This window comes from Arenibacter nanhaiticus (genome assembly GCF_900141935.1).
In the GTDB taxonomy this organism is placed as follows: Bacteria; Bacteroidota; Bacteroidia; order Flavobacteriales; family Flavobacteriaceae; genus Arenibacter; species Arenibacter nanhaiticus.
This window is the reverse complement of sequence record NZ_FQYX01000025.1, coordinates 1-26616: the sequence shown is the minus strand read 5'-3', so window position 1 is coordinate 26616 and position 26616 is coordinate 1. Positions and strand designations below refer to the sequence as shown.

Here is a 26616-nt window from a genome sequence, read left to right as displayed (position 1 = left end):
TGTAATTAAAATGAAAAAATCTTATGGTATTTGAACATTTCGCTTTAAACGTCCACCATATAGACCAGGTCATTCATTGGTATACCACCCATCTTGGGCTAACAATTTTCAGCACTCAAAAAAAGCCTCCTTTTATGACTTTTTTAGCCGATTCTACAGGTAGGGTAATGTTAGAATTATACTTTAGACCAGATGAGCCTATCACGAATTTTAGTGACTATCACCCCCTAACCTTTCATGTCGCCTTTGTTTCTGAAAATGCCGAGGAGGATAAAAACCGACTGACCGCCCAAGGGGCCAGCTTTGTAAAAGAAGTCAGAAAAGATGATGGCAGCCATTTGGTAATGCTGCGCGATCCCTGGGGCATGCCTTTGCAGTTATGCCAGAGAACCAATAGGTTTTAAGGTTCAGCACTTTGAATTATATGCTCGGGCGGACCGGTTTGTGCATACGGCAATATCCACTCATTGTGTCTAAAATGACTCCACGACACCTTGGTCAAATCAGTATCTGGAGCAATAATCGTTTGATAGGGTTTTCCGTTAACACTAACCTTGGCATACACGTATACCGATATGTCTTGCTCTTTTTTAGCATATTCATTCTTCAGCCGCTGCGCAAATTGCCAGATAAAATCGGGATAGGCCCCTATTCTATTTTTCTGACTTTTGGTCAGATAGCGGTCCAGATCTATCAACTCTGTATTCCCTGTGGTATGATTGATGACTTTATAACTAATATTGCCATGCCTGCTTCTAAGCATCATCCGCCAGCTCATCCGATGCCCTTCTTCGGTCCATAGTACATTGTCTTTTATAAAATAATGCCTGACAGGAAGGATTAACTGTATTAAAAAATATCCTATCAACAGCCCATAAACCATGTTTTTATAAGCAGGCACTTTTATGTGCCCTTCAACAACACTAGGCAGCTGTTTTCGTAGGAATAACTTGCGAATGGTTTCGGCTTCGAAAAAAAACACGGTAAAGGCCAGTGCCAAATAAGGGAAAATCCCGATTTGAAAAATGATAGAATTAAATAAATGAAAGCCTATCGCTGCAATAAAAGCCAGTTTTCGGCTAGGCTTCCATAACAAGGCCGGTATGATAAACAGATCGAAAACAATACCCGCAATACCCACAATTTTATGTAGGAACGGTTCTTGTAAAAGCCCCCCAACCAAGGGATAATCCTTTTTTCCTTTAAAAAGAAGCTCTATAAAGGTATAATCGAGCCAATCTCCATACATTTTGGCAAGAGCTGCATAGGTATAAACGATAAACAATTGTAAGACTATGGCCCATTTCACCAAGGCATACATATGATTGCTCCTAACGTCCGGATTTGTTGTTGCGTCCATGGACCATGCCCTATGTGCTGGAAAAAAACACATCATACCCGAAATGAGCACCAATAAATAATAATGATTGTTATAGGCGGTTTTCTGCATCAGGTACACCGAAAACCACATAAGTGTAAAAGCTATGATACTAAAGCGGTACTTATATCCCAAGGCTACAAACACCCCCAAGGTCCCCATAACCAAGAAGTATGCGTACATTCCCCAGCCAGGAAGGGGCTGCAGCCATTCGAATCCTATAAAAGAAAAGGTAAATTGTGGCGTTACAAGATTGCGTTTCACCCAGCCAGTTACAATGGCCCCATAACATTCTAGACTTATCAAAATTCCAAATAATACCCTAAAGACAATGAGGGGCGCGTTATCGATTTTCCTAAAAAGAAACCGGTCGAGCATTTATTCCGAAATTATGGCGAGGGACGTTTGCTTGTCTTTTATAAGTTGTGTTCTTAAGGCTTCCACAGAACTAAATTTATGTTCATCTCGGATACGGTCAATAATATCGATCTGAAGGGTTTTCCCATAAAGATCTTGTTGAAAATCGAAGAAATTTATTTCAATGCTTCGTTTTTCTCCAGAAACGGTCGGGTTCACCCCTATATTCATCATCCCATAGACCAACTCACCATCGATCTGGCTTTTGACGACATACACCCCGTTTTTAGGAATCAGTTTATAGGTTTCTTTGATAAACAGGTTGGCGGTAGGGAAATCTATTTTTCTTCCTAGTCCTTTGCCTTTCACTATTGTCCCGGTAAGCATATAGTTATAGCCCAAATAAGCATTGGCCGTTTTAATATCGCCAATATCCAAGGCCTTTCTGATTTTGGTAGAACTCACCGAAACATCATCAATTTCTAGGGCGGAAATTTCCTCTACCTCAAAATCCAAGATATTCCCAAAAGCTATTAGATCTTTTATATCGGCATTCCTATTTCTTCCAAACCTATGGTCGTACCCAATAATGATTTTTTTCGTCTTTAGATTATTGACCAAAATATCCCTTACAAATTGTGTAGCCGACAATCTAGAAAACTCTTTGGTAAAAGGATGAATGATCAGATAATCTAAGCCCAAAGTATTCAAAATACTCACCTTTTCTTCTATAGTATTGAGCAGTTGAATAGACATATCTTGCTGCAGTACCATCCTAGGGTGCGGAAAAAATGTAAGAACGGTAGATTTTAACCCTAATACCTTAGCGTTTTTTATAAGGCGTTCCAATATTTTTCGGTGGCCAATATGAACACCATCGAAAGTCCCAATAGTAATAGCTGTGGGGTACGCTTTGTCGAAATTGGAAATACTTTGAACTGTTATCACAAACTTGAATAATAAAAAACCATATCTTTGAGTATGTAAAATACCCCTTTTGATGGTTGTAAAATTACGTCTTGTTTTCGCAATATCCATATTTTTTCTTAGCTATTACGGATCGGCCCAGATCAATTACTGGCAAAAGGACCTCTCTAAAAGCGCCACATCGGCTCTGAAGACAACCCATCTAAGGGCTCAAAGTGCCACTTTATATTCCTTGAACAAGGGACTTTTCGCCCAGGCACTTACCCCTTCCACGAATGCTAAAAGCAGCATGACGGTAGTTAACTTCCCTAACGAGGAAGGTGTTTTAGTCCCTTTTCGGGTCAGGGAAACTCCAGTCCTTTCTCCGGCATTGGCCTTAAAATACCCTGAAATAAAATCTTATAGCGGTCGGGGTCTACACCAAAAAGACGATCGGATAAGGTTTAGCGTTTCCCCAAATGGCGTACAAAGCATGATCATACATGCCGATGGGAAAAGAACTACCTATATGCAAAAAACATCTAATGAACGGGAAGAATACATGGTGTACACCAGAGATGATTCCTTTTCTGCGGATATCGATTTTATTTGCGCTACCAGCACGGCTATCGATACCTACAAGGGGCCAAGTACTTATAAATTAGTAGACGACCAGGTCATACGGAAATTCAGGCTTGCCATTTCGGCTACCGGAGAATATGTAAATTATCATGGAGGAACCGTTGCAAGCGCCCTAGGAGCTATCAACGCTACCCTTACCAGAGTGAACGAAATTTTCGAAACCGATCTTGGGATTAGCTTAGAACTGGTAGCCAATACCGATCAAGTGATCTATACAGACGAGAACACGGACCCTTATGGGACCAATTTAAATACCGAAGTACAAAATACCCTGACCAATGTTATTGGAGCGCAAAATTATGACGTTGGCCATTTGTTTCATAAAAATGAAAATGGCGGCAATGCCGGATTTATCGGGTCGGTTTGTGTCGACAATAGAAAGGGCAGTGCCTATTCTGCCGCCTTGGAACCCGAAGGAGATATGTTTGATCTGGAGTATGTCGCCCATGAATTGGGACACCAATTTGGGGCCAACCACAGTTGGTCCTTTGAATCTGAAGGCACCTTGGTACAAACAGAACCGGGCAGTGGCTCTACCATTATGGGCTATGCCGGGGTCGCCGGTATTAACAACGTGGCTACGAACGGGGATAATTACTTTCATTACAATAGCATCGATCAAATTCAGGAATACCTAAAAACGATAAGCTGTGGGGTGACTGAGCCGATTGCCAACCGTCCGCCAGGCATCGTTCCTACAGGAAATTTTATCATTCCAAAATCGACTGCCTTTGCCTTGACCGCTACTGCTACGGATGAAGACACCAATGATATTCTAACCTATAATTGGGAACAGGTAAACAACGGCATTGTTACCTCCAATTCCTTTGGCCCGACCAACCTCAGTGGCGCCAACTTTAGATCGCTAAAACCTACGGTAAATGCCACTCGGTATTTCCCTATGATATCTAGCATCCTTTCCGGAAATCTCACCCAAACAAATCCAAACGTAAATTCTACTTGGGAAACCGTTTCCTCTGTGGCGCGCGACCTCGATTTTGCCTTGACCGTTAGAGACAATGCCGTTGGTGGCGGGCAAGTGGCTTCCGACCTGGTACAGGTACGGGTTATCAATGAAGCCGGGCCCTTTAGGGTAAGCTCGCAAGCCACCCAAGAGCTATATTCCGCAGGATCGGTACAAGAGGTAGTTTGGGAAGTAGCCAATACCAACCAAACCCCGATAAATGCGCAAAAGGTTGATATTTTCCTTTCTACAGATCCCAACCTTCCCTTTTCTATCCCCTTGGCTGAAGGCGTCCCCAACGATGGTCGGCACCAGATACTTATTCCCGCCATTCCTAGCAGTATGGCAAGGATTATGGTGAAGGCGCAGGACAATATTTTTTTAGCAGTGAATGCTTCGGATTTTACGATAGTCCCTTCGGATATCGTAGTAGAATTTAACACCCTGGACTATGAAGTCTGCCAAGGGGACGACCTTGTAGTTCCTTTTAACTACAACACCTTTAACGGTTTTAACGAGGAGGCTACTTTTTCTGCCACCGGTGCCCCGGCCGGACTTAACATACTCTTTTCGCAGCCCACGGCCACCGAGAACAATACGGCCGTTACCGTTACTTTTTCCGACACCGATTTGGTAGCCCCTGGCATGTACACTATCACGGTAGTGGCCACCACAGCCAGTACAACTAAGGAGGTACCCCTTACTGTAAGAATCTTAGATCCTGTGTTTACGGACGTGCAACTATTGTTGCCAGAAAATGGCAGTACGGACACTAGTGTAAAACCTGTTTTGGAATGGGAAGCTACCCCTTCCTTTACCTCTTTTGACATTGAAATTGCCAATGACAATGCCTTTACGGACATTATAGAGACAGCTACTCTTAACTTTACTTCCTATAGGCCTACAAACTTAGTAGAGAACAACGTTTATTTTTGGCGTGTAAAACCTTCTAATCTTTGTGGGGAAGGCACTTTTGGCCCTGCCTATAGTTTTACTACCCAAGTCATAAACTGTGCTTATTTGCCCGCAAGAGATTTACCCAAAACTATTTCTACCATAGGCACCCCGACGGTAACATCGACCATTTCTGTATTAAACGATTTGCCTGTTGCAGACCTAAACGTAAGTATGGATATAACACATTCTTATATATCGGATCTCGAAATAACCCTTATCTCCCCCATAGGCACCAGGGTGGTTCTGATCTCTAATTCTTGCGGAGACAACAGAGATGTATTCGCAACTTTTGATGATGATGCGGCGCCCTTTATATGTGGAAACCGTCCGGCTTTATCGGGTATTGTAAAACCCTTAGGATCCCTGTCCGTATTCAATGGGGAATCGACACAGGGAGACTGGACCTTGGAGGTAAAAGACATGTCTTCTTCGGACGGAGGAACGATCAATGCCTTTTATTTGGATATCTGTGCCGCAGGAGAATTTAGACCAGATAACGATAACGACGGTGTTTTTGATGATGGTGATGACTTATGTTTAGGCACCCCGCCAAATACTACGGTAGACCTAACAGGCTGCCCCTTGTATATTTTTCCATCCGATAATTTTGAAGTAGCGGTTACTAGCGAAGCATGCCGCAACAATAACGACGGCAGCATTAATATTACGGCAAACCAAAGCCTCGATTACGAATTGACCATTATTGGCAACGGCATTAACGCTACGGTTAATTTCACCAACAGTTACCTAATTCCAAATTTATCTTCGGGCAACTACGATGTATGTATCACGGCAACCGATGGGGCAAAAACCTATGAAGCCTATTGTTTTTCGGCCAATATTAAGGAACCCGAACCATTAAGGGTCAGCTCCAGTCTCTCCTTGGACGGAAAACTATTGACTTTAAATATGGAAGGAGCAACAGAGTACTTGGTCGAATTAAATGGGGAAACCACCCTTACTGGAAGCCCGATTGTTACACTCGATCTAAAAAAAGGCATCAATGTACTTAAAGTTTCCACCAATTTGCCTTGTCAGGGAATTTATGAGGACCGGTTATTTTTATGGGGGCACCCCATTATACACCCAAATCCTTTTGAAAATGAAGTAAGCCTTGCAGTTCCCAATGCCCCCAATAACCTACAAATAGGCATATTTACCGCTCAAGGCCAATTGATAAGTCATAAATTATATGTTGCTATAGACAATGAATTTAAAATAGATTTTACCGGATTCCCTTCTGGACTTTACTTCTTAAAAGTAGAGGACGCCGGCATTAGGGGAACTTTTAAAGTGATAAAAAAATAATGAAATAAGTATGACCGTAGAAAAACGACAAATAAAACCCATATGAAACAAGGATTTCTCCTCCTATTGACATGTTTTTTTATCAGTTGTGGTGGTAGCGATGCCCCAAAGCCGCCAGATGTTGCTATGTTGGTTTTTCCCGAAAAAAATTCGGAATGTACTACAGGCATTCCAATAGCTGGAAGCAACTCTTCTTTGGTCACCTTTAGATGGCAAGCTTCGAACCATACAGAATCATATACCTTACGGGTAACTCATTTAAACCTTAACACTACCGAAACAGTAGTAGTTACGGGCACCACAAAAGATTTACCATTAGAAAAAGGGGCTCCCTACTCCTGGCAAGTGATCTCTAAAAATACGGTGGTTCCAACCACCGCCATTAGTGAGACCTGGTTTTTTTATAATACCGGTACGGAAACTTCCCATGCGCCATTTCCTGCGACTATAAGCTCCCCTAAATCGGGCTCCACGGTCCTTAGGGACCTCAACAATCAGGTGTTATTAACTTGGGAGGGCGCCGATATTGACAACGACTTGGAAGGGTATGATGTATATTTTTCAACTGTAAAGCCGCCTCAAACCTTAGCGGCCAAACTAAACGCCAACAGTCCACAAATAAAGTTCAATGTAGCGGCGGATACCGTTTACTATTGGCAAATAGTAAGCAGGGACCAAGAAGGAAATACGGCCACTAATAGTGTTTCGGAATTTAAGGTTCGCTAGGCCTTAGGTACCGTTAAAATGGTTCATGGTACGGTTAACCCCAGCCAAAACAAAGGAACGGACCAATTCAGTACAGCGCTTAAAACGATCTGGAAAGGCCGCCTTTTCTTCATCGCCCCACTCTCCAAGTACATATTCGACCTGTCTGCCTTTTCCAAAATCGGCACCGACACCGAACCTGAGTCTGTTGTAATTGGTCGTTTGTAACAAGGCTTGAATATCTTTTAGGCCGTTATGCCCCCCATCACTGCCTTTGGTTTTTAGACGGATAGTACCAAACTCAAGATTAATATCGTCTGTAATCACCAATAGGTTTTCCAAGGGAATATTTTCCTTGTCCATCCAATATTTAATAGCTTTTCCGCTCCTATTCATATAGGTTGAAGGTTTAAGGCAAAGAATGCTTCTACCTTTTACCTTAAAGCTTCCTACATCGCCCAACTTCACGGTTTCAAAGGCAAAATTTTCTTCTTTTGCCAAGGCATCCAAAATTTTAAATCCAATATTATGCCTCGTTTCGGCATATTCGGGCCCAATATTGCCCAAACCTACAATTAAAAATTTCTTCATGATATTTGGTTCATCCAATGTAGCAACCTCCTTTTTAAACAGCGAATTCAAAAACTTGAACATACTACTATTTTGGAATTAATTTAAATAGAAAAGCATCTGCCTGGGCAGATGCTTTTACAGTAAATTCATAAAAGACTATTCAGCAGCAGCTTCTTCTGTCTCTTCTTCATCCTCATCTGCAACAACCATGTTACGAGAAGCTTTAACCTGTACTACTACAGTGTTTTCTGGGTGAAGGATAGTAAACTCATCTTTCAACAAAGATGCTACAGAAATATTACCACCGATTTTCAATTTAGAGATATCTACGTCAAAGAAATCAGGCAAGTTAGCAGGCAACGCCTTAATGCTAAGTTTTCTTTTTCTAAATAACAATCTACCACCATTTCTAACCCCTGGAGAACTTCCTAAAAGCTTCACAGGAATATCCATAGTAACTTCTTTGTCTGGGAACAACTGATAGAAATCTACGTGTAGAATCGCATCAGTTACAGGATGAAACTGAATGTCCTGCATAACCGCATCAAATTTAGTTCCATTCTCCAACTCAACCACAACAGTATGTGCGTTCGGAGTGTACACTAAATCTTTGAAGGCTTTTTCTTCTGCTGTAAAGTGTAATGGCTTTTCCCCTCCGTAAATAACGCAAGGAACCTTTCCAGCATTACGCAAGGCTTTCGTTGCTTTTTTGCCCACGCTTTCTCTTTCTGATCCTTTAATTGTAATTGACTTCATTATATATTAAATATTAATTAATAAACTTATTTATCCCCTTACATTAGAAATTTAGAACTAATGGAGGTATTGTGATGTACTCTTTGCATTACATCGGCAAACAAATCGGCACAACTGATGACCCTTATTTTTTTGCTTTCCCTTTTAAGGGGAATAGAATCGGTAACGATAAGCTCTGTCAGTTGAGAGTTTTCTATTCTTTCATAGGCTTCCCCTGAGAGTAACGGATGGGTAGATATTGCTCTTACACTTAGGGCTCCTCTTTCCATCATTAGGTCTGCTGCCTTGGTCAAGGTTCCGGCGGTATCGACCATATCATCTACCAAGACCACATTTTTGCCTTCTACCTGCCCAATTAGCTCCATATGGGAAATTGTATTGGCAACAGCCCTTTGCTTATAACATACCACGACATCACAGTTTAAGTGCTTAGAATAGGCATAAGCTCTTTTAGAACCACCCATATCTGGCGAAGCAATGGTCAAATTAGGAAGTTCAAGACTTTTTAAATACGGTAAAAACAAGGTAGAAGCGAATAAATGATCTACAGGCTTTTCAAAAAACCCTTGAATTTGATCGGCATGTAAATCCATCGTAATAATACGTGTTGCCCCAGCAGCCTCTAACATTTTAGCGACCAACTTAGCGGCGATCGGCACTCTTGGCTTATCTTTTCTATCTTGTCTAGCCCAGCCAAAATATGGCATAACAGCTGTAATATGTCTAGCTGATGCCCTTTTGGCAGCATCTAACATCAACAACATTTCCATTAGGTTCTCAGAACTTGGATTGGTAGATCCTATAAGGAATACACGCATCCCACGGATAGATTCTTCAAAGGAGGGTTGAAATTCTCCATCGCTATAGCGAGAGAAGTTTATTTTACCTAAGCTAGTTCCAAAGGATTCTGCAATTCTCTCAGCTAACCCTGCACTTTGTGTACATGTAAAAATTTTAGGTTCCGGTACTTGGTATAACATTGTTAATGTATTGTTTTCTAGTTTATTGAGTATCCTGTCTTCTTAGGAGGTGCAAATTTATAAATTTATTTGGGTTGCTAAACTAAAAATCTTTTTATTTTTTTATTTGATAATTGAAAATAATGTTTACTTTTGCAGTCTCAACGACTAGTTAGTTGCTCGAGTGGCGGAACTGGTAGACGCGCTGGATTCAAAATCCAGTTCCTTTGGAGTGTGGGTTCGATTCCCACCTCGAGTACGAAAGGCTTTAACGGAAATGTTAAAGCCTTTTTTTATTCCCAGGTACAACATAGGTACAACAAATTAGATCCTTTACTTTTAATAGAGCATCAACTTGAAATATGGCAAATATAATATTCCCCAAGAGGGGACTTTGTATCTATAAAAGGGATCATGACCAATTGTTGTGTTTATGCAAAAATTGTGGTTAATCTATAAAGGAAGAATTCTACATTTTTCACCCCTCTGAACTGTGCCCTGAACGCTTTTATTCCTGCCTGCGGCAGGCAGGTTTGCATTGAATGATTTTGCCGAGGCATTCGTACTTTTATTTATAAAATAGTTTAGGATGGATCTGTAATTAACACTGATACTGTTAGCTACTGTTTGGAAGCTTTTAAAGGGATTTATTTAATCAAGCGATATAAGAAGTATTCCGTATTCCTGACTCCCCTAAATTGTGATCTAAAAGCCTTTACTTTGGCATTAAAGCATTCTGCTGAAGCATTTGTACTTCTGTTTAAAAAATAGTTAAGTACAGAGCGGTAATTTAAAGTAATGCTATTAGCTACCGTTTGGAAGCACTTAAATCCTGACTCCTCTACATCTTTGTACCAGTGGGCTAGTTGGATCAAGTCAAAAAGTTGTGGGATTTTGTTTTTAAGCAAAAATACCTAAGAGTCTAAAAAGGAATCGCTATTTTAAATTTAACACATTTTTAACTTTAATTAATAAGAAAAACTAAATAATCAATCAAATTTTCACATATGTTTGGTAGGTAAACTCTTCGTATGAAAACATTTCTACTTACGTTAGTATGTATAGCAGTAACACTTAATGTGTTTGCACAACAAAAGCTTAAATTCACATATGACATGGCGGGGAACCAAATCCTAAGGGACCGGGTATGTCTAACGTGCTTAAAGGCCGTTATGCCTCAAAATTTAGATTCCCTATTTGTGGATTCAATTGATGAATTGGGATTGACTGATATTTTGGATTTTGAAATGACCGCTTATCCTAACCCTGTAACCGAAATTTTATTTGTTGAATGGTTTCCCAATGAACGGTTAAAGCCCAAAGAAATACAGGTATTTACGGTAGATGGTAGATTGATGAATACAATACCAATAAATACGGTACGGGGGGAACAACCCGTTTATTTTAATGATAGTCCACCCGGCCTATACCTGTTGAAAGTCCTGTTCGAAAATGGGGAGCGTCAAACCATTAGAATAGTCAAAAGCTGAGTAGAAGGATATTGTCGCTTTAATACTAACCCAACCAACAAGTATGAAAACATTTTTGATCTTCTCCGTATTCTCCATCGGTTCTTTCGGGGTATACGCCCAGACCGACTATACGGTAATCCCCTTGGAAGCGACCCCTATTACGGTTATCGAACGCACCGAAGATAAATCGCCCCCTTCAATGGAATTGGATATGGATGCGAGCATAGAACCAATGGGCTCTGGAGCCGGAGGTTCCGAAATCTCGGAAACTACTGGGGACCTTTCCGTTTCCCTTACTGGAGGAGCCACCTATTCCGTCCCTATCAAGGTGCCGCCGGGAATCAACGGGATAGTACCTACAATCGCACTTTCGTATAACAGCCAGGGCGGTAATGGTATGGCCGGCTATGGCTGGAACGTTTCGGGCATTTCAGTGATCACACGGATCCCCTCCACCAAATTCCACGACAATAACATCGATCCGGTCGATTTTGACAGTGCGGACCGTTTTGCATTGGACGGGCAGCGATTGGTATTGAAGTCGGGTACCTATGGGGCCAGCGGGGCGATCTATGAGACCGAGAACTTCTCCAATGTGAAAATAGTTTCAAATGGGGTCTCAACTTATGGGTCGTCATACGGGCCTCTTTCCTTTACGGTCACCTATCCAGATGGTTCCGTGGCCAAATATGGCAATAGTACCGATAGTCGATCTAGAACAGATTATGCCATTACCAGTTGGCAGGACCCGCAGGGCATTATGGTTAATTACACCTATACCGCGGCGAACAATTCCTTGAGCATAGCTTCCATAAAATACGGACATAGAACGGGAGGTACCTCTCCGAACGAGATAGCCTTTGTCTATAAGTCCCGTAAACGTCCCGAACAGTCCTTTATCGGGGGTCAGGATTTTCGAAGGAAGACCATCCTTTCCACGATCAATGTGAAGACAGGGGCCATAGGCTATCGCAACTACTTGCTGGCGCATAATTTCAATACCCTCGGATTTGAACGGCTGACCAGTATCACTGAAAAGAGCGGGGACAATTCCCTTAGTTTTAATCCGATCAGCTTTAATTATAGCGATTCCCCAGCAAGTCTGGGTGCCTCAACAATAACTACCAGTTTAACAGTAAGCAATATTGAACAGCGAAATGCGCATATGGTTCCTTTGGATTATACCGGGGATGGGAAAATGGATTTTATCGTTTATCCCAAAAATAGGAGCGAACGTACCAAATTTTGGATCTTCCAGGAAATCCAATCGGGGAACACCAATATTGGCAGCCAGGTAAGTACCCCTATTTTTGAGACTATGTTTCCAATAGCCTATCTTGATGGGGCCAATAAATTAGCCAAGGCCCAAGGTTTCGGATTGGTTACCCATACTGGTACCAATGAGGTACGGTTCAAGGTAAACGGACAGAGCACTTATGCACCTGCCGCCCAGTATTATGAAAAAACTTGGAACGCTCCCAGTTATACCCCAAAATACGATTGTACAACCAGTCGCAACCCGGAAAGGGTTCCATTGAACTATATATCAGGGGATTTCAATGGTGACGGGCTTACCGATATCATAGCAATAGCCAATCCCTACTCTTACGAAACATGCTACCCTATACTTCCAAGGCCAGGCGAATCCTGTGGTGACTGTTGTAGATGTGAAACCACCAACGTACCCGATTCTAAGGTTTATTTTATAAATCTAGATCGTAGGATATCTACCGGATTTACCAATCGGGCGGGTACCCTGGAGACGGCCCTTCAATCGGACCATCGTTTGCTTACCGCAGATTTCAACGGTGATGGAAAAACGGATATATTACACGTTACATCAGGAAAGATAGATGTCTATACACTGAATTCGGCCAACGGCTTGGTGCGGTTATGGTCCACTACGGACTCTCGTATTAGAACGGACTATCCCTTATATCTGGGAGATTACAATGGGGACGGAAAGACCGATTTTATGATGCCGACGGCCAATAATAGCGCTACGTTTGCCCTCTTTCTTTCTACTGGGGTCCAATTTTCCCTTAAGATACAAGTTTATCCCTTTACGTATAAACAATATAGTATAGCAACAAGTCCGATCAATTCGTACGACCTTATTCCAACCGATATCAATGGCGATGGGCGTACCGATATCCTGGAATACAAAACCACCACCCATAACGGTGGTGCCAACGGATCCCAAACGGTTGGGATGTACTATAATACCTTTTCTACGGTGAGCGAAGTTACCCCGGCATTCAGCTTTATTAAATCGGCCACAAAGACCGGGACCTTGAATCACCTGCCCATCCCTGTTTTCCTATCTCCGGCCGACCGATCGAACAATAATCTTGATTTTGTAACGATCAGTAATAACACCTTGTGCAATTTTACCTTTGGGAAGGACAATAGGGAAGATATGCTTCTCCGTTCGATATCCAACAAAGGAACTACCCATAACATAACCTATCGCGACCTTGATCCCCATATTCAGGCGAGCGATACGTATGCTTTTTATGAGACCCGATCGGATCAGGTATATCCTTTTGTGGATATTGATGTGGCCAGGGGAACCAAGTTGGTAGCCACTCTTCAACGTTCGGTGAGCGGAACCACTACCATCAAGCAACATTTCGCTTACCAAGGGGCCGTAGCCCATGTAGACGGTCTCGGGTTCATGGGTTTTATAGGGCTTGCCCGCAGCGATTGGAGCACCCAGGATTCGGACCGTATCTGGAACATTACCAAGCACGATATCGCCAAACGCGGAGCAGTATCCAGCAGTTATTCCATGGCCAATTATTTTACTCTTAATTCCATACCCCCGGATTATATCGCAAAGACTACCTATGTGAACGCCTCTTCCCTGGCCGCCAACAAGGTATTCAAGATCAGCAATACCTCCAACCTGGTACAGAACGGTCTAAACGGTACCGCTACCACCACCAGTTATCTCTATGATGCCTATAACAACCCCACCAAGATCACCGTGGATTATTCCGGGCAGGGCAGTAGTGTAACGGACCTTACCTATGGCAACAGTACGGGCACCACCTACTATATCGGGCGGCCCCTTACCAAAAAGAACACAACCACCATAGGTGGCAACGCCTTCTCCACAGAGGAAAATTATACCTATACGGGCTACTTGGTAACTACCAAAAATTACAAGGGGGACGGCACCCCTTTTGATTCGGAGACCTATACGTATGATGTCTTTGGCAATATAAAGACAAAGACCATTACGCCGAACGGGGAAACGGCACGACAGCTAAAGTACGATTATGACACTTCCGGTAGGTATTTGATAAAAAGCTATGATGTGGAAAATCTGGCCACCTCTTATGAATACAATACCACCACCGGCACCTTGAAGAAGGAGACGAACCCCTTCGGTCTCGTTACCCAATATTTATACGATACTTGGAACCGGCTCACCAAGGTTACTGACTATCTGGGAAAGAACGTCAATACCACCTATGTGGAAACCTCCAACACCTATACCGTGACCGTTACAGCCGATGACGGCGGCAGTACCATTGCCGTATATGACCCGCTCCAAAGGTTGGTCAAGGAAAGTAAAAAGGACGTCTTAGGGCAATGGGTGAACAAAAGCTACCAGTACGATAAGTTCGATAGGGTGTGGAAGGAGAGCGAGCCCTATATAGGTACGGCGGTAGGTCAATGGAACACTACCGAGTACGACCTATACGGCAGGCCCAAAACGTTGACCTCCTATACGGGTAAGGTTACGAATATCAGCTATTCCGGGCTAACGGTTACGGTGAATGACGGTACCAAGACCGTTGCCACTACCAAGAACGCCCTGGGGAACGTAACCCAGGTTACCGATCCGGGCGGCACCATCGCATACACCTATTTTGGCAACGGGGCCATGAAGTCCAGCACCTATTCCGGTATCGCCCAAACCATAGAACAGGATGGCTGGGGAAGAAGGACAAAATTGATAGATCCTTCCGCCGGGACTTATACCTATGCATACAATGGTTTTGGAGAGCTCACCAAGGAAAATACCCCAAAAGGGGTTACCGATTACACCTATAGTACCGTTGGCAAGCTAACCCAAAAAAAGGTGACGGGCGATGCCAACACCAATATGATCATCAACTATTCCTATGATGCTACCAGCAAGTTGCCTACGAGTATTGCCCTGGCCACCAATGCCGACGGCAATACGGGGACTACCACTATTGCCTATGACAGTTATAAGCGGGTAACCAGTACCATTGAGACCAACTCCCATGCCAAATTCACCAAATGGTTTACCTATGATGCTTTTGGGAAAGTGGCGACCGAGGAAAGTGAGGGACGGTTGTTGAGCAATAACAAGTTCAGCAAGATCAAGGTAAAGAATACCTATGCCAACGGGCAGTTAAAGAACGTGAACGACTTTACTACCAACGAGGAACTGTGGAACATAACCGGCCTCAATGCTAGGGGGCAGGTGACCACCTCTACCATGGGAGTGGCCCTAAGGCATACCAATACGTATGATACCTATGGATATCTTACACAGGCCCTTTCCCAAAAGAACGTAACCACCTCTCCAGTAGAGCTGATGAAGCTCAGCTTTAACTTTAATGTGCAGCGGGGCATCCTCAACAGTCGCACCAACAGCCTATTTGCCTGGACGGAAAATTTCACCTATGATTCCCAGGACCGGTTGCTCAGCTTTAACGACAATAACGGGGCCAAGAACCAAGATTACGATAATAAAGGACGGATCAATACACTCTCCAACTTAGGAACCTTTACCTATAACAGCACTAATTACCAGAATACGGGATTGACCCTGAACCCTACCGGGGAGACCTATTACAACAATTATACCACCCAGAACATTACATACAACGCCTTTAAGAGCCCTGTGGAGATCTATGAGAACGGCAAGGACCGGATCAGTTTCCAGTACAATGCGGGGATGGGCCGTGCCACCATGTACTACGGCGGTACCCAGGCCACCAAGGAGGACCGTCCCTTTAGGAAGCACTATTCCCAGGACGGCAGTATGGAGATAAAATGGGAAAAGGCCACGGGCAGGACTACTTTCGTCACCTATGTGGGCGGGGATGCCTATTCCTCGCCGGTAATCTACCATTCGGATCAGGGAAGTACCACCACGGCCCAATACCTGTACCTGCACAGGGATTATTTGGGCAGCATCTTGGGGATAACGGACAAAAATGGTACTTTTAAGGAGAAGCGGCATTTTGATGCCTGGGGCAATATCGTTAAGTTGACGGACGGGAACAATGCGGCACTGACGAAATTCGCCGTCTTGGACCGTGGCTATACGGGGCACGAGCACCTGCAGGATGTAAACCTGATCCACATGAACGGGCGTTTGTACGACCCCATGCTGCACCGGTTCTTGATGCCGGACAATTTTGTGCAAGATCCGTATAATACCCTGAATTACAACAGGTATGCATATGTAATGCACAATCCGCTCATGTACGTCGACTTTAGCGGGGAGTATGCAGAAGGGACCGGGACCGGGAATTGGCTATGGGGCGGTGCTGTCTTGGTCGCTTCCGCCCTTGGTAGCTGGTCGGATGAGATCAAGGACGCCCAGATCGGGAGATGGCTGAACAGGAATTTCGGGAAGCCCGTAGAGAAGTGGGTGAACAAACATATCGCCAAACCTTTGAAAAGGCTATTTGGAGGTGGAGGTGGCGGTAGGCATGCCGCACCGGAAATATACCATGCCGACATGCCTATGGGTGGCGGTGGCGGTCCCAATAATTTGGCTATATTTGGTGCTTCTGGTGGAGGTGGTATTTCCATATCGGGAAGCGGACCGGGCATATCAGCCGGGGACGTGGCCGACACGGTACTGGACTTTGTGCCCATTGTGGGAGGGTTAAAGGATATATACCAAGGCATAAACGACGGTAATGGTTGGATGGTGGCCCTAGGTGCAGGTTCAATAGTAGCCGACGTTTTTACCCTAGGCGGCTCTTCATTGGTCAAGGGGGGTATTAAAACAGGCATAAAGATAGGTGCCAGATCGGTCGCCAGTAGTGCCGCTAAGGGGGGAAGTAGTGTATTGTCTAAAGGAGAATTGATAAGAATAGGAAATGCAGCCACTAGAATCAACAAACCAATTACGGTTGTAGGAAGCCGTGCAAAGGGTACAGCAGGGGTTTATTCTGATTGGGATTATGTAATACCTGGGCTTAATAATAAAAATTGGAAAACAATTAAAAACTCTTTACCTGGTTCACGTTCAATATTGAATAATACTCCAAGAAATATTGACATTTTCAAAGGACCTGTTAATCCTAATTTACCCTACATCACAATTTATCCTCACTAATGCACACTATTATGAAGTTAGAAGAAGAAATGTTAATCAATAAATATGGACAAGGTTTGGTAAATAGTAAGGAGTTGCTAAGCAATTTTAATACTTTCGAATCTGAGAAGAAGCGTACTTTCTTAACTGATATGACATTTTTAATATTACAGTCCAAACCTAATGATAATGATATTGAAACAGCGATCCTAGAATCAAAACTGAAACCTACATATACGCCATGTATACTGCTAAAGAAAGGAATTACATCCCATAATCTAAACAAGATTATTGCCTTACCTGAAAATGAATTAGATAAAGTTTTTTTATTGTTTTTGAGCTTATTCAAAATTCCATATCAAAGAAGATTTCAAGAAGAAAAAAACCATCCTGATAAATGGTGGTATTGGGAATTGTCAGATGAAAATAGGGTTAAGATGATACTGAAAAGTTATAAATAAAACCCCGTTAACGCAAGCCTCACGCTCCTGCTGACAAGGGTGAGCCGCTAAATTTGAAGTATTGAGAAGTTCCTAGAAATTGCGATAGTAGTGACCTCTTTGGGGTCGAGGGGGCTTTTTAGACCGTGGCTATACGGGCCACGCCTGCCCTGAGTTTGCCGAAGGGAGCATTTGCAGGGCGTAAACCTGATCCACATGCCTGCCCGTCCGTAGCGCAGCGAAGGCGGGAACGGGTGGCTTGGAGCCTGCCCTGGGCGAAGCCGAAAGGGCCCCCATGCTACACCGGTTCTTGATGCCGGACAATTTTGTGCACGCTACTTTTTGTAAACGCACGGTGTGCGTTTGCAAAAATAGGCGGGATGGTGCGCTGGCGAAAATACCGGGACGTTGATCAATAAGGCTAGGCATGGAACAATCCGTTGATGTACACCGATGCAAATGGGGAGTTCTTTTGGTTTGCGGTGATTGCAGGAGCGGTCATCGGTGCAGTGGCCCAAGCGGTGAAGCCCGGGGCGAACTTCGGTACCATTGTCGGGGGCGGACTGATAGGAGCCGTGGCCGGGATGGTGGGTGCCGGGGTGGGCAGTGTCGTGGCCGGGGGCGGGTTTTTCAGCAGCGGGATGTCGGCGTCCATGGGCTTTTGGGGCGGTGCCGCCTCAGGTTCCGCAGGGGGTTTTGCTGGCGGTTTTGTTGGAAGTACGGGCACGTCCTGGATGAACGGTGCCAATTTTGGTCAGGGACTGGGGTCCGGGCTCAAGGGAGGAGTTATAGGGGGAGTATCGGGCGGTCTGATAAATGGGATTTCAAGTGAGATAAGATACCAAAATCGAATAGGAACTTTTAGAAAAGGCTTAAGTCAAATAGGTTTAGAAGAAATGGAAGCTGTGCCAATGACGGATGAGTATCTCCAAAAAGCCCAAAACGCATGGTTTGAAAATGTGCCGGATAACCTACTTGGGCAAAGTGTTGAAAATGTTCCTCAAAAGTATATTGACAATATGAACACGGCTGGCGCAGGCGCAGCCACGGTTCCCACAAGTAGCGGGGGCATTTTAACAGGGAATGCTTCTATTTACTATAACCCTAACGGACAAGCTTTTTCAAGTGCAAAACAGCTGTTTTTTGCTATGTCCCATGAAATGGTCCATGTATCACAAATGGGGATATTTACGGGAGTATCAATACCTAATTACAATAGTCTTATGAAAAGTGGTCTTGGCGAAATCCTGGAATTTCACGCATATAGTTATGAAGCTTCATTAGGAAGTACAAATTACGGGGGGTTTAATGCTAGTTCGGCTGGCCAATTAATGAAAGTTTTCCCCGATTTTTTTAAAAGTTTGAATTACAATAATTTTTCATGGACTCAGAATGTTTCGTTTAAAATACCATAATTATGAATAATTTTAGCTTTACATTGATAATTTTCTTGTTTTCAAATATTTGTTTGTCCCAGGTCTCAACGGAAAAACAGATTTTAGATAAAATACTTGAAATGAACATCAGCAATTCAAAATTTTATGTGGGATGTGATAGAGTAAAGACTTTTTTTGATAGTTCCGATTTTAATTCTCAAACAGGGCTTGAAGTCCCTAGTTGCATACTAGAGGAACTGGAGACCTCTTCCAAAAAAAGTAAAGAAGGAAGTTGGATGTCCAATTTCTCCTTTAATCGTGACTACTTATTAAATATTCTAATCTCAAAAAGCTGCCTTGAAAAACAAGATATTGAAATGTTATTAAAAAAAAATGATAAAAGACAGCAAATTCTCATGGTCAGTGAGCCCATATTCGACATTAAAAAAGAACATTGTATCGTTTCAGAAATCTGGATTAATAACAAAGGAAGTGGATCCGGAAGCACTTACTTTCTTAAAAAGGTCTATGGTTCCTGGACAATAATTTCAGTTTTTGATATTTGGATTACTTAGAAGAATTTTTGCTTCGGTAGTGTTAGTGTTCTTATTTGTAGGACGGCAAGATTCGGGACAAAGAAGAGTTCTTTGAAATAGCATGGTGGTACACTCTTTGAAGTCCACCTCATTCACATGCCCACCTGTCCGCAGCGAAGGCGGGAACGGGTGGCTTGGAGCCTGCCCTGGGCGAAGCCGAAAGGGCCCCCATGCTACACCGGTTCTTGATGCCGGACAATTTTGTGCACGCTACTTTTTGTAAACGCACGGTGTGCGTTTGCAAAAATAGGCGGGATGGTGCGCTGGCGAAAATACCGGGACGTTGATCAATAAGGCTAGGCATGGAACAGTCCGTTGAAGTACACTGATGCAAATGGGGAGTTCTTTTGGTTTGCGGTAATTGCAGGAGCGGTCATCGGTGCAGTGGCCCAAGCGGTGAAGCCCGGGACGAACTTCGGTACCATTGTCGGGGGCGGACTGATAGGAGCCGTGGCCGGGATGGTAGGTGCCGGGGGCGGGTTTTTCAGCAGCGGAATGTCGGCATCCATGGGCTTTTGGGGCGGTGCCGCCTCAGGTTCCGCAGGGGGCTTTGCTGGCGGTTTTGTTGGAAGTACGGGCACGTCCTGGATGAACGGTGCCAATTTTGGTGAGGGTCTGGGATCTGGGCTTACTGCTGGTGTGATCGGGGGAGTTACCGGAGGTTTGGCCAATGGTATTTCCAGTGGTTTCAAAGCCAATAAGGCCGGATTGGATTTTTTTAATGGAAAGGAGAGGGCGATCGTCCAGCCGAACAATACGATAAATTCTGGGGCTGTCGTTTCAAATTCAAGACCGATACCAAGGGTTTATGCGGAAGGAGATTATTTGGATTGGACGGGAACTGTAGCAGGGCCGGATGGTGGATCTGTCTTTAGGACGGGTACGGCCAATGTAGAATATACTTTTCGGGTAAGCGATACCTCGATCGATTGGGGTACGACCCTCCGGGTCAACGGTTCAGAAATTGAAATAATGTTACAGAATGTCGGGGACGGTATGGCCGTAGCAGGCTATGGATTAACGTTGACAGGTGCTGGTGCCGGATTTGGGGTTCCAATTGCAGGGATTGGAAGCGGAGTCTCATTTTCGGGTTCTATATTAGAATCAGCAGCAAACGCCAATTGGTCGAAAGGTGGGATTACAATTGGGGCTTTTGGGGTTGACTTAGGCACGGATATTTTAATAAAAAGAATCCCTGGATCTACATTATCAACTCAAATACTTCTTCAAAATAAAAGTTTGAAGATAAACTTGATTGAAAAATTTATTAATAACTGAAAATTGTTGTCAAAATGAGCTATCTTAAGTATATATTAATGATAATTATTTGTTCAATATTTATATATTTTTCCAATAGGTTACTGGAATGCACAAAAAAATCGGGAAAAATTGAAGAAAAAGACCATTATATTAGTAAGGAGACGAGCGATCATTATTATGATATAAGGTTTTTTTTTGCTAGAATATTCGCAATTATAATAATTTTATGGAGTGCTTATGAATTGTATAGGTATATTATGTCATTATAGAAACGAGTAATGATAGTAGGATTTATTTTAGCTCCCGCTTAGATTAATAGGCAATTTCGGATGGATCTAAGGATTCCCTTTAAAACTTTTGAAAGCTCAAATCTTTTTTTTTTGATAGAGCCTGCTTACCCAGAAGGTAGTAATTAAACTTATAATATTTACCATGCCCCTGCGGCCATCGGACCTACCTTCCGAGCCTATTCTTTTCCCTACCCACATTTTACCCATCCGCTAGGGGAGGATTTCTCCATCAGTCTTGCCCGACAGCCTCGGCCCCGCACCAAAGCACAAGGAGCGAAAAACCCCTTGCCCTTTTTCTCCCTCGCTATGTAATCGACCTATTTAACCCTTTTCCCACCATCTTTTCGAATAAAATATAAAACCATATTAAACCAGGGCTGGTCTTATATGGTCTCATATGGCTTCATATGGTTTTGAGGCGTAAAATACTATAAATAAGTCTTTTAAGTTGGTTTTTTAATGTATTATATTTATATAGGATTATCCGTTTTTAACGGATAGCAAGTTATGTTTTGCGCTACGCAAAACTCCTACTTCTAGCGAAGTGAAAAGCTGCCCTCGGGAATAATAATCAACAAAAAGATCATGATCGCACGACTCCTATACCGTAACAAAGTGCAAGGCGTACTGAAATACGTACTGGGGAAACCGGAATCGACCATTCTCGGCTTCCACAATACCTATTCCGATACGGATACAAACCTCAAGGTCTTCGAACAGGTACTTGTCTTTTTGGGCTTCCGCCATGCCTCTGAAAAGCGCTACGTACATGCCACCCTGAACCTTCCCCGAGGTGAACATCTGGACGATACTAAATTCTTGGCCCTGGCAAAAGCCTATATGGAGTATATGGGCTATGGGGAGCAGCCTTTTATTGTGGTACGACATCACGATACCGAGCACGAACACGTGCACATCGTCTCTAGTACCATTAGGGAAGACTGCAGCCAGATCAACCTTTCCTTTGACTATAGAAGGAGTATGGCCGCCCAGAAGTACCTAGAGAAACAGTTTGGACTTTCCCCCTCCCCAGAAAAAAGATCGGTCCGGGAGCTTCCTAAACTGGAAATGCCCCAGTTTAACCACAAGGAAAGCAACGGGGTCCGATACTATATGCAGGACATCCTGAACAACACCCTGCAAAAACATAAGGTGCGAAGCTTTGACGAACTTGCCAAACTCCTCAAAGAATACCATATCGAACTGAAGGTGGTAGATCGTTCGAGTAGGGTAGGAGTAGCTTATGGGATTGCGACCAAGGAAGGGTACCGATCCCGGTTTATTGGCGGCTATACCGTACACCCCCAGTTCTCCGGTCCCAAACTCCAACAAGTTTTTGAGCACAATCGGCAATCGGCCCTCTTGCCCATGGTAAAAAAGCGTTTGGAAAAACAAATAAAAACTACCTATAAACTATTTAGGACCCTCCGTCCCGATCACCTGCCAGACATCCTAGACTCCCATCAAAAGCTCGATTGTAGGCTAAACTACAACGATCAGGGACAGGTGGTTGATTTCACCATCCATGATAAAACGGGTTATGTGCTACGCAGCGACGAGATTGGGAGGGGTCTAAGCATCCAAGAGAACCCCGAGTTGTTCCAAGCCGAACACACCCAAATGTACATGGATAGCAGCCAATTGGAACTGGAGTTCCAACGTTGCTTGAGGGAAGCCTTCCAAAAGACCTATCGAGATTTGCGATACAAACCCCTGTTCTCCGAGCATATCCTTAAAACTCCTTTAGATGTTCTGGTTAGGGAAATGATGAAATCGGAGCGCTTTCTCTTCCTTAAGAAACACTTACATACCGATAACCGGACCTTGTGGAAGGTAATCACCTCCCACTACTATCCTTTTAGTGAGAAGCTATATACCTCCGCCATGAATAAGGAAAAGCAGGAATTGCAAAAGAAGGCCGACCTTATTCAACGGGCCAGGGATCGGCTGTTCACTAGTACGTTGGACCAAAGGGAGGTCCTTGGTGCGCTTGTCCAAAGTCTGGGCGCACGATACAATGAGGGCACCCTGACCTATGCGAATTCCAAGCTCCACCAAGTACCAGTGGATCTGGGCAGTTATTTATTACAGACAAGCGTAAACCCGTATGTACCTCCTGGTTTTGCACGTGAAAACGAAAAGCTATTGGAAGGGCTGCTGCACGGCAAATCCGCCAAAGAGATAAAGCCGGGGCCCACCGCCCTATTTTTGCCCATGGTATTCCCAAAACTCTATAATGCTATGGTACCAACCTTTAGGGAGCGGTATGATACCTTGGCCCTAAAAGCCTACCATGGGTATGCCGAACGGATGCAGGCGCCCTTTGAGAAATCCCCAAGGGACTATATCGCCTTTTTCAACGCCAGGGGCTTTTATTTTGAAGAGCAGGGAGGAAAACTCTGGGTAGGTTCTCTTTATTCCAAATATAAAGTAACGGTCGCCCTTTCAACGAAAATGCAGGACTACCTACTATCGTCCCCTGAGCTTCCTAGTGTCATGGCCAGGCAACCTGTCAGCCTAAATCACATAATAGCCAAAGGACAGGACAATTTAAAAAGCCTTTGGATGGGGCATTTAATGGAATGCGGACTTTATAAACAAGCGGCATATAGTTACGTGTTGGACAGGATAACCCCCAATTTGCCACTGGAACTCGTAGAGCACCATATGGCAAACGGATTCAAGGAGGCCTTGGTGACCGTTGCCAATGAGCGGGAGCGTCTGGCACAGGCCAACACACTCCGAGCAGGATGGAACGCCCTGGAAACGCTCATGGGCCCTACCACCTCTCAAGAGGAGGAAGCCTATAACGGGTTTAAAGACGAGCTTACGGATTATTCCAAATACAAAGAGAATTGGTTTTTAGAAAGTTGGGGCGGCCTAAATTTTGGGCCTTAGGAATTCTTAATATCCAAGTGGTTCCTTTCTTGCGTAGCGTACACGGATAATATATACGGCCTCCTCCTCCACCAAATAGGATATTCTATAGGTGTGTTTTTCGTATGCCCTGATATTCCCATTATTGTTTTCCTTGAGGATATCCAACTTATATATCTCTGGATTGGTCGCTAATATCGCAGCCGATTCATAAATTTCAGTGATGATCTTAGTGGTGGTTTCAAGCGACTCGGATTGCTCCAATAAGTCCAAAAAGGCTTCATTGAGCTCTGCATCTGCCTGATGGGTCCAGATTATTGTTTTCCCCATTTTTTAATGCGCTCTTCCATTTGTTGGTGAGTGTACGTCTGTCCGCTTTCTATTTGAGCAATGGATGTGTCAATTTCCTGATTATACTGTTCGATACTGATACGCTCCGATGATACTTTCTTATTGTATTTCAGCATATTCTTTATTGCTTCGATAAATATAGGGTCTTTTACTTTATCGAGCTCTTTGTGTATCCATTTTAAATCCGCCTGTAAGTCCATTGTAATTTTATTTACTCACTGTAAAGATACAATTAATGTTCTATAATTATTTGGATATGACCTTGGTTAGATATTTTTCTCTATAGCCATCGGGAGGGAATTAAAAATTAATGACCTTCTCCAAAGCATTATCTGTGTCCCTATGCATAAAATTTGCCTGGTAATTTATGGTGGTGGTCACCGAGGAATGCCGATAAAGTTTTTGCAACATCTGAATAGGTATTTTATCACCTGCTATATTACCGAAACTATGACGAGCTATATGCATGGTAAGCTTTTTTGTTATCCCCGCTTTTTCTGCAATTTTGCCTAGGTATTTATTAACCTTTCTATTCCCGTTTTTCAATTTTTTAAAGTAATCCTTGGGATTTTTCAGATTGGCCGTTTTCATTTCAGGAAAAACAAAATCATCATCAAATCGCTTGTCCTTTTCATAAACCTTAAGTATCCCGTTTATTTTATCGGGTAATTTAAATGACAACCGCTTATTATTCTTTCCCATACGATAGTGTAACCGACCATCATAAATATTATTCCATTTTATCTGTAGAACATCACCGACTCGCATTCCTGCAAGATAAAAACTAAAGAGCCAAATACTTCGGGCATTAAATTCCTGCTTAGATAAATCATCCAATGCCTCAAGAGACTGTATTTCCTCTATATTCAATCCTACTTTTTTTGTTTCCGGAAATTTTAAAGATATTTTGTGGGCCCCAAAGGGATATTGTTTTTGGTCCACAATTCCTAATCGTATAGCTTTGTTGAAAAGGGTTCTTAAAACAATTAAATTGTTAACCACCGAACGTTGGGATAGATTTCTAGTTGATTTCAAATAAAGAGAAAAGCGGCGCAACAAGGTCTCATCAATTTCCTGAAAGCTTAATTCTTCATTGTTAACAAACCTGATAAAATGACCAATTCGAGCTTTATCAGATGATAAACGTTGAAGTTTATTTGTTTTTTCCAACCCTTCTAGATATTGGTCAGCAATTTCCTTAAAGCTAGTTTTGGAAAGAGGATTTGCGATCTCCTTTTTTATTTGCTTAGACGAAATATCATTTTTCCGTGTTTGAAGGTCTATTCTAGTTTGATTGGCTTCAGCCAACTTTTGTACGAGCAAGTTATTTAGGCGTTGAGAATTTGGATGGGATTTCCTTACCTCTAGTTTTTCTTTATCCCAATATTTAGCGTCGATATAATGTCCAATATACAAATAGTTGGTTTTCCTGTCCTTGGTGATTCGAACAGCTAAGGGGAAATGACCTTGTTTGTTTGCTTTTTTCCGAAGCGTTATCTTTATACTTGACCCCATAACCACTAGTTTGTATTAAATATACGAATTCTAGGTACAACATAGGTACAACAAATGATGGTTTTTCTTGGTTTTATATGGTTTTATATGGCTCTTCAAAAAAACACTAACAACCTGTTTATAAGCCATTTAGAGCCATATAAGACCAGACAATCGAGAATTCAAAATCCAGTTCCTTTGGAGTGTGGGTTCGATTCCCACCTCGAGTACTTATAAAAACCGTAACATCTTTATTATTAAGGTGTTACGGTTTTCTTTTTCTCCGTCTTGCCAACCATTTGCCAACCATCTTAAAATAATCAACAAGGGATTAAATAATAAATTCTACATTCGAGGTTTTTCGACCTCTTACATAAGCCCCTTTATTCTTTTAATTTACCTTTCAAAGTTATTATACTTTCCAACTTTCGCCCTCCAGGGGTTTCAACTAAAGGCATCAATTTTTTTATTTTATTAATTTGGTAAGATGGTTTGGTGTTGTTTCCTAAACGTTTCTTTACCTCATCCTTTATCAACCTATAATGGATCATGACCAATTGTTGTGTTTATGCAAAAATTGTGGTTAATCTATAAAGGAAGAATTCTACATTTTTCACCCCTCTGAACTGTGCCCTG

The 26616-nt window shown here is 43.0% G+C and carries 19 protein-coding genes and 1 tRNA gene; 11 read left to right on the top strand and 9 right to left on the bottom strand.

Features of this window, described 5'->3' with window-relative positions; all coding sequences use genetic code 11:
- Positions 1-23: 23 nt before the first annotated feature.
- On the top strand, positions 24-404 hold the full coding sequence (locus tag BUA16_RS13810) for a VOC family protein (RefSeq protein WP_072765347.1): 381 nt from the start codon (positions 24-26) through the stop codon (positions 402-404).
- On the opposite strand, the gene BUA16_RS13805 is transcribed toward BUA16_RS13810, so the two are convergent.
- Both BUA16_RS13805 and BUA16_RS13800 read right to left on the bottom strand, forming a co-directional pair.
- The gene (locus BUA16_RS13805; RefSeq protein WP_072765346.1) at positions 401-1756 is read right to left on the bottom strand and encodes an HTTM domain-containing protein; all 1356 of its coding nucleotides are present in this window, start codon (positions 1754-1756) and stop codon (positions 401-403) included. The genes BUA16_RS13810 and BUA16_RS13805 overlap by 4 nt on opposite strands.
- Positions 1757-2683, bottom strand: coding sequence for a bifunctional riboflavin kinase/FAD synthetase (locus BUA16_RS13800; protein ID WP_072765345.1), 927 nt, complete (start codon positions 2681-2683; stop codon positions 1757-1759).
- 52 nt (positions 2684-2735) lie between these two features.
- Here BUA16_RS13800 and BUA16_RS13795 point away from each other — a divergent pair, with 52 nt between their 5' ends.
- Both BUA16_RS13795 and BUA16_RS13790 read left to right on the top strand, forming a co-directional pair.
- Entirely contained in the window at positions 2736-6512 is a 3777-nt protein-coding gene (locus tag BUA16_RS13795; protein ID WP_072765344.1) for a reprolysin-like metallopeptidase, read from the top strand.
- A 42-nt stretch (positions 6513-6554) separates the two neighbouring features.
- Positions 6555-7238 carry a hypothetical protein gene (locus BUA16_RS13790; RefSeq protein ID WP_072765343.1) on the top strand — a complete coding sequence of 228 codons (684 nt, stop codon included), beginning with the start codon at positions 6555-6557 and terminating at the stop codon, positions 7236-7238.
- A 3-nt stretch (positions 7239-7241) separates the two neighbouring features.
- Here the strand turns inward: BUA16_RS13790 and pth are convergent, their stop codons facing one another.
- From pth to BUA16_RS13775, 3 genes are all read right to left on the bottom strand, one after another.
- Entirely contained in the window at positions 7242-7871 is a 630-nt protein-coding gene (gene pth / locus BUA16_RS13785) for an aminoacyl-tRNA hydrolase (RefSeq protein WP_072765342.1), read from the bottom strand.
- Between the two features lie 75 nt (positions 7872-7946).
- The gene (locus BUA16_RS13780) at positions 7947-8546 is read right to left on the bottom strand and encodes a 50S ribosomal protein L25/general stress protein Ctc (protein WP_072765341.1); all 600 of its coding nucleotides are present in this window, start codon (positions 8544-8546) and stop codon (positions 7947-7949) included.
- A gap of 38 nt (positions 8547-8584) precedes the next feature.
- Positions 8585-9526, bottom strand: coding sequence for a ribose-phosphate pyrophosphokinase (locus BUA16_RS13775; RefSeq protein WP_072765340.1), 942 nt, complete (start codon positions 9524-9526; stop codon positions 8585-8587).
- Between the two features lie 157 nt (positions 9527-9683).
- Between BUA16_RS13775 and BUA16_RS13770 the strand changes: the two genes are divergently transcribed.
- Positions 9684-9764, top strand: a tRNA-Leu gene (locus tag BUA16_RS13770).
- 388 nt (positions 9765-10152) lie between these two features.
- On the opposite strand, the gene BUA16_RS13760 is transcribed toward BUA16_RS13770, so the two are convergent.
- Positions 10153-10380 (bottom strand): transposase, encoded by a 228-nt coding sequence (locus BUA16_RS13760; protein ID WP_245795570.1) that lies wholly within the window; start codon positions 10378-10380, stop codon positions 10153-10155.
- Between the two features lie 297 nt (positions 10381-10677).
- Here BUA16_RS13760 and BUA16_RS13755 point away from each other — a divergent pair, with 297 nt between their 5' ends.
- The 7 genes from BUA16_RS13755 to BUA16_RS13720 all read left to right on the top strand — a co-directional run bounded on the left by BUA16_RS13755 (position 10678) and on the right by BUA16_RS13720 (position 24156).
- Positions 10678-10995: a T9SS type A sorting domain-containing protein gene (locus tag BUA16_RS13755; protein ID WP_176328533.1), complete on the top strand. Its 318-nt coding sequence runs from the start codon at positions 10678-10680 to the stop codon at positions 10993-10995.
- 43 nt (positions 10996-11038) lie between these two features.
- Positions 11039-17317, top strand: a complete 6279-nt coding sequence (locus tag BUA16_RS13750; RefSeq protein ID WP_072765337.1) for an FG-GAP-like repeat-containing protein — start codon at positions 11039-11041, stop codon at positions 17315-17317.
- Between the two features lie 11 nt (positions 17318-17328).
- Positions 17329-17757, top strand: a complete 429-nt coding sequence (locus BUA16_RS13745; RefSeq protein ID WP_072765376.1) for a DUF5958 family protein — start codon at positions 17329-17331, stop codon at positions 17755-17757.
- Positions 17758-18179: 422 nt separating this feature from the next.
- Positions 18180-19151: a hypothetical protein gene (locus BUA16_RS13735; RefSeq protein ID WP_072765335.1), complete on the top strand. Its 972-nt coding sequence runs from the start codon at positions 18180-18182 to the stop codon at positions 19149-19151.
- Positions 19152-19153: 2 nt separating this feature from the next.
- Entirely contained in the window at positions 19154-19687 is a 534-nt protein-coding gene (locus BUA16_RS13730; protein ID WP_072765334.1) for a hypothetical protein, read from the top strand.
- 336 nt (positions 19688-20023) lie between these two features.
- Positions 20024-20986 (top strand): hypothetical protein, encoded by a 963-nt coding sequence (locus tag BUA16_RS13725; RefSeq protein ID WP_072765333.1) that lies wholly within the window; start codon positions 20024-20026, stop codon positions 20984-20986.
- 857 nt (positions 20987-21843) lie between these two features.
- Positions 21844-24156: a relaxase/mobilization nuclease domain-containing protein gene (locus tag BUA16_RS13720; protein WP_072765332.1), complete on the top strand. Its 2313-nt coding sequence runs from the start codon at positions 21844-21846 to the stop codon at positions 24154-24156.
- Positions 24157-24162: 6 nt separating this feature from the next.
- Here the strand turns inward: BUA16_RS13720 and BUA16_RS13715 are convergent, their stop codons facing one another.
- The 3 genes from BUA16_RS13715 to BUA16_RS13705 all read right to left on the bottom strand — a co-directional run bounded on the left by BUA16_RS13715 (position 24163) and on the right by BUA16_RS13705 (position 26001).
- Positions 24163-24465, bottom strand: coding sequence for a type II toxin-antitoxin system RelE/ParE family toxin (locus BUA16_RS13715; protein WP_072765331.1), 303 nt, complete (start codon positions 24463-24465; stop codon positions 24163-24165).
- On the bottom strand, positions 24450-24686 hold the full coding sequence (locus BUA16_RS13710; protein WP_072765330.1) for a hypothetical protein: 237 nt from the start codon (positions 24684-24686) through the stop codon (positions 24450-24452). The genes BUA16_RS13715 and BUA16_RS13710 overlap by 16 nt, the downstream gene beginning before the upstream one ends.
- A 100-nt stretch (positions 24687-24786) precedes the next feature.
- Entirely contained in the window at positions 24787-26001 is a 1215-nt protein-coding gene (locus BUA16_RS13705; RefSeq protein ID WP_072765329.1) for a site-specific integrase, read from the bottom strand.
- Positions 26002-26616: the final 615 nt, after the last annotated feature.